This is a genomic window from Microbispora bryophytorum, from assembly GCF_006874465.1.
In the GTDB taxonomy this organism is placed as follows: domain Bacteria; phylum Actinomycetota; class Actinomycetes; order Streptosporangiales; family Streptosporangiaceae; genus Microbispora; species Microbispora bryophytorum.
In genome coordinates this window covers 1-4998 of sequence record NZ_VIRL01000049.1, presented here as the reverse complement: position 1 = coordinate 4998, position 4998 = coordinate 1, and the positions used below count along the sequence as shown (strand labels likewise).

Annotated in this window: 4 protein-coding genes; 2 read left to right on the top strand and 2 right to left on the bottom strand. The window is 69.9% G+C overall.

Annotation, left to right across the window (positions count from 1 at the left end):
* Positions 1-500, top strand: a 500-nt coding sequence (locus FLX07_RS35685; protein WP_142576379.1) for a cellulose binding domain-containing protein, incomplete at its 5' end; no start/stop codon positions are given.
* Positions 501-779: 279 nt separating this feature from the next.
* Positions 780-3146, top strand: a complete 2367-nt coding sequence (locus tag FLX07_RS35680) for a ricin-type beta-trefoil lectin domain protein (protein ID WP_208762576.1) — start codon at positions 780-782, stop codon at positions 3144-3146.
* Between the two features lie 257 nt (positions 3147-3403).
* Here the strand turns inward: FLX07_RS35680 and FLX07_RS35675 are convergent, their stop codons facing one another.
* Both FLX07_RS35675 and FLX07_RS35670 read right to left on the bottom strand, forming a co-directional pair.
* Complete coding sequence (locus tag FLX07_RS35675) at positions 3404-4231, bottom strand: SAM-dependent methyltransferase (protein WP_229689995.1); 828 nt, start codon at positions 4229-4231, stop codon at positions 3404-3406.
* A gap of 108 nt (positions 4232-4339) precedes the next feature.
* Positions 4340-4998, bottom strand: a 659-nt coding sequence (locus tag FLX07_RS35670) for a cellulose binding domain-containing protein (protein WP_191049482.1), incomplete at its 5' end; no start/stop codon positions are given.

Sequence of the window (4998 nt, the reverse complement as noted above, 5' to 3'; positions counted from 1 at the left end):
GCGGCACCCACGACCTGTATCTCCGGTTCACCGGCGGCAGCAGCTACCTGATGAACGTGAACTGGTGGCAGTTCACCGGCAACGGGGGGCCGACCACCAGCCCCTCGCCCACACCCCCGGCATCGCCGTCGGCGTCGCCATCACCACCATCGTCGCCATCACCGTCGCCGTCGCCCAGCCCGACGATCACCCCCACGCCGGACGGCGGCGCCTGCAACGCGACCTACCGCACCGCCAACACCTGGTCCGGCGGCTACCAGGGCGAGATCACGGTGACAGCCGGCGCCGCGCCCGTCAACGGCTGGACCGTCAGATGGACCCTGGGCAACGGCCAGACCATCAGCCAGGTCTGGAACGGCACGCTGAGCACCAGCGGCTCGGACGTGTCGGTGACCAACGCCTCCTACAACGGCTCACTCCAGCCGTCCGCCTCCACGACGTTCGGCTTCCTCGCCGGCGGCGCCCCGTCGGCCTGGTCCCTCACGTGCACCGTCGCCTGAGGACGACGGCGGTGCACCCCCGCTCGGAGGAGTGGAGCAGGCGCAGCTGAACCGGCGGTGATACGAGGACGCGCCGCCGCAGGGCTCGGGGGCCTGCGGCGGCGCGCTCCAGTACGGCGGCAGCACGTCACGTGACGTCGAAGCCCGAGCCCCGGCATCCGGCCGCGGGCGCCCCTGACGGCGCCCGCTCTCGGCCGGACTGCCGCCATGTCGATTTCGCCCTACCTCATCGAAAGGACCCCTATGAGTCGGCGAAGAGAAAGTATGGCGCGCGTCGCCATGAGCGTGGTTGTCGCGCTCCTGTCGGTCGCGATGTCCCTGGTGGCCGTGACGCCGGCCCGGGCGGCGGTCGGAATCACGATCAACGGCGGTTCCGGCGGCCGCACCTTCGACGGTGTCGGCGCCATCAGCGGCGGCGGAGGCAACAGCCGCCTGCTGGTCGACTACCCCGAGCCGCAGCGCAGCCAGATCCTCGACTACCTGTTCAAGCCGGGATACGGCGCCTCGATGCAGATCCTCAAGGTCGAGATCGGCGGTGACACCAACTCCACCGACGGAGCCGAGCCGAGCCACCGGCACACCTCCGGCGACCTCGACTGCAACCGGGGTTACGAGTGGTGGCTGATGGAGCAGGCCAAGGCCCGCAACCCCAACATCAAGCTGGTGGGCCTGGCCTGGGGCGCCCCCGGCTGGCTCGGCAACGGCAACTTCTGGTCCCAGGACACGATCAACTACCTGGTCGACTGGCTGGGCTGTGCCAAGAACAGCCACGGGCTGACCATCGACTACCTGGGCGGCTGGAACGAGAAGGGCCGCAACCTCAACTGGTATGTCAACCTCAACACGGCGCTCGACTCGCGGGGCTACAGCAACGTGAAGATCGTGGCCTCCGACGACTGGGGCTTCGGGGTCGCCGACGACGCGGCGAACAACGCCGCCTTCCGGAACGCGGTCGACGTGTTCGGGTCGCACTACGTCTGCGGCTATCGCGGCCCCCAGCAGAGCTGTCCCAGCTCCACCACCGCGATCAACTCCGGCAAGGTGCTGTGGGCCAGTGAGAACGGCTCCGACGACTACAACGACGGGGCCAAGGCGATGGCCCGGGGCATCAACCGGGACTACATCGACGGGAAGATGACCGCCTACATCAACTGGCCGGTCATCGCCGCGATCACTCCGAACCTGCCCTTCGCCACGATGGGCGTGGCGGTGGCGCCGCAGCCGTGGTCCGGTTACTACGCCATCGGCAAGAGCGCCTGGGTGATGGGCCACACCACGCAGTTCACCGCTCCCGGCTGGAAGTACCTGGACTCCTCCAGCGGCTACATCGGGGGCAACCGCAACAACGGCAGCTACGTGTCGCTGCGGTCGCCCAGCGGCTCCGACTACAGCACGATCGTCGAGACGATGGACGCCACCAGCGCCCAGACGCTCAACTTCAACGTGACCGGCGGGCTGTCCACCGGGCAGGTGCACGTGTGGGCGACCAACCTCAACTCGGGGAACTCGGCCGACTACTTCGTCCACGCCGCCGACATCAACCCGTCCAACGGCGCCTTCTCGCTGACGGCCCAGCCGGGGTACGTGTACTCGATCACGACCACGACCGGCCAGGGCAAGGGCACCGCGACCAGCCCGGCCCGGGGCGCGATGTCCCTGCCGTACTCCGACGACTTCGACTCCTACGCCGTGGGCCGCGAGGCGAAGTACCTCTCGGACATGCAGGGTTCGTTCGAGATCGTGGGCTGCGGCGGCGGCCGGTCCGGCCGGTGCGTGCGCCAGATGGCCCCGCGCCAGCCGATCCTCTGGACCGGCGGGTCCCACCCGTACGCGCTGCTGGGTGACCTGAGCTGGAGCAACTACACCGTCTCCGCGGACGTGATGCTGGAGCAGAGCGGCTACGCCGAGCTGATCGGCCGGGCGGGCGCCCAGCACTCCTTCGGCCCCGAGGGACTGAACGCCTACTACCTGCGGGTGACCGACGGCGGCGCCTGGCAGATCATCCGCAACAACGTCGACAACGCGATGACGACGATCCGCAGCGGCAGCGTCGCCGGGCTCGGCACCGGTCGCTGGCACACCCTGGCCCTGGGCTTCTCCGGCGGCACCATCACCGCGAGCATCGACGGGACGCAGGTGGCCTCGGTCACCGACGGCACCTGGGGTGCGGGTCAGATCGGCGTGGGCACCAGCACCACCGAGACGGCCCAGTTCGACAACCTCACGATCACGCCGGGCCAGGGAGGCCCCGGCACCGGCAACGGCAACGTGCTGCGCGGCCTGGCCAGCGGCCGATGCGTGGACGTGCCGAACCAGTCGCAGACCAACGGCACTCAGGTGGCGCTGTGGGACTGCAACGGCGGGGCGAACCAGCAGTGGAGCTACACCTCCGGCAAGCAGCTCCAGGTGTACGGCAACAAGTGCCTGGACGCCTCCGGCCAGGGAACGAGCAACGGCACCCAGGTCGTGATCTGGGACTGCGGCGGCGGGGCCAACCAGCAGTGGAACCTCAACGCCGACGGCACCGTCACCGGCGTCCAGTCCGGGCTGTGCCTGGACGCCTACAGCGCCGGCACCGCCAACGGCACGAAGCTCGTCCTGTGGGCCTGCAACGGCGGAGGCAACCAGCAGTGGAGCCGCAACTGACCTGACCCGCTCGCCCGTGGCGGCCCCCGGCCCCACCGGTACGACCGGTCGCCACGCCCGCGGACCACGCTGGTGGTCCGCGGGCCGGGCGGCGGGTCCCGCCGATCCACCCGACCACGACCGACGCCCGTAACCGAGGCGGAAATCGGGAATGCGCGGCCCGGATTCCGGGTCGCGCATTTCCGACGGACCTCTTCACCCGCGACCGCGCCGCTTCCCGGTTCCTCCGTGAAGCGGGCGCCGCCCCGGTCCTTCGATCAGGGCTTGATCGCGACTCCGCCGTAGGCCCAGGCATGACCGCCGCCCGGGATGTGTTCCTGGTGCTCCCTGTGGTCGGGCCGCCACTTCACCACCTCGACCACGCCGGGATCGACCACGTGCCACCCCTCGAAGAACCGCACCACGGCGGCGTGCGTACGGGGGACCATGGGCGCGGTGCTGTTGTCGTAGGGCTTGGCGAAGTCCTCTTCACGCAGCCGGGGCGCGAAGTCGAGGGTGATGTGCGACAGCAGCAGGCGGCTGCCCGCGGGCATGGCGGCCTTGATGTGCTCCACCGTGGCGTACGGATCCTCCTCGTCGGCGACGAAGTGCAGGACGCCCGCCAGGATGACGGCGACCGGGCGCGTGAAGTCGATCACCGCCAGGACCTCGGGGTGGGACAGGATCTCCTCCGGCCGGCGGAGGTCGGCCTCGATCACCGTGGTCGTTCCCGTGCCGGTCAGCAGAGCCCGGCCGTGGACCAGGACGATCGGGTCGTTGTCCACGTAGACCACCCGCGCGCGGGGGTCGATCTCCTGCGCGATCTCATGGGTGTTGCCCTGGGTGGGGATACCGGTGCCGATGTCGAGGAACTGCGAGACACCCGAGTCGGCGAGGTGCCGCACCGCCCGGCGGAGAAAGGCACGGTGGGCGCGGACGCCCTCCCGGGTGCCGGGAGACAGCTTGACCAGTTCCTCGGCCGCCGTACGGTCGGCCGCGAAGTTGTCCTTGCCGCCCAGCAGATAGTCGTACACCCGAGCCGGGTGCGCCACCGCGGTGTTGATCCGCGCGGCGGCCGCGACCCGGGTCTCTGTCAGATCCGCCACCGGCCCTCCTGGTCGTCTCTCGGTCTCATCGAACCTTCTTCGCTGGGGCAGGTACCGCTGCGATGGCGCCGCATCGCCCCGTCACCTCTTCTCGGTCGGAGGCGGCCGTTACGCCACACTGCAGGTCGCACCGTTGAGGGTGAACGCGGCCGGTTCGCCGGCGTTGCCGGTGTGGGTGGCCTGGAAGCCGACCTCGGTGGAGGCTCCGGGGGCCAGCGATCCGTTGTAGCTCATGTTCTTCGCCGTGACCTGTCCGCTGGTGGGGGAGTAGGTGGCGTTCCATCCGTTGGTGATGGTCTGTCCGCTGGGGAGGGTGAAGGCCAGCGACCAGCCGTTGACGGCCGAGGAGCCGGTGTTGGTGATGGTGAGGTTCTCGGTCAGGCCGTTGTTCCAGGCGTTGACGGTGGCGCTGACCCGGCAGGCGCCCGAGCCCGCGGTGGGCGACGGGGACGGCGACGGCGTGCTGCTCGGCGACGGGCTAGGTGAGGGGCTGCGTGACGGGCTGGGCGAGGGCGTGGGCGACGGAGACGCCGACGGGCTGGGGGAGGGGCTGGGTGAGGGGGACGATGGTGTGGTGCCGTCGAGGCCGAGGAAGGAGATGGCGTAGGCGAGTTGGCCGTTCATCGGCAGTTGGTGGCCAACGCCGGAGATGCTGATGCCTTCGACGGTGGCCTGGGTGGAGGTGTTGCCGTAGCGGGTGCGGGTCCATGACGACTGTGGGTGGTCGGTGAAGGCGGGGGTCTGGCTCAGGCCGTTGAGGTTGGTCC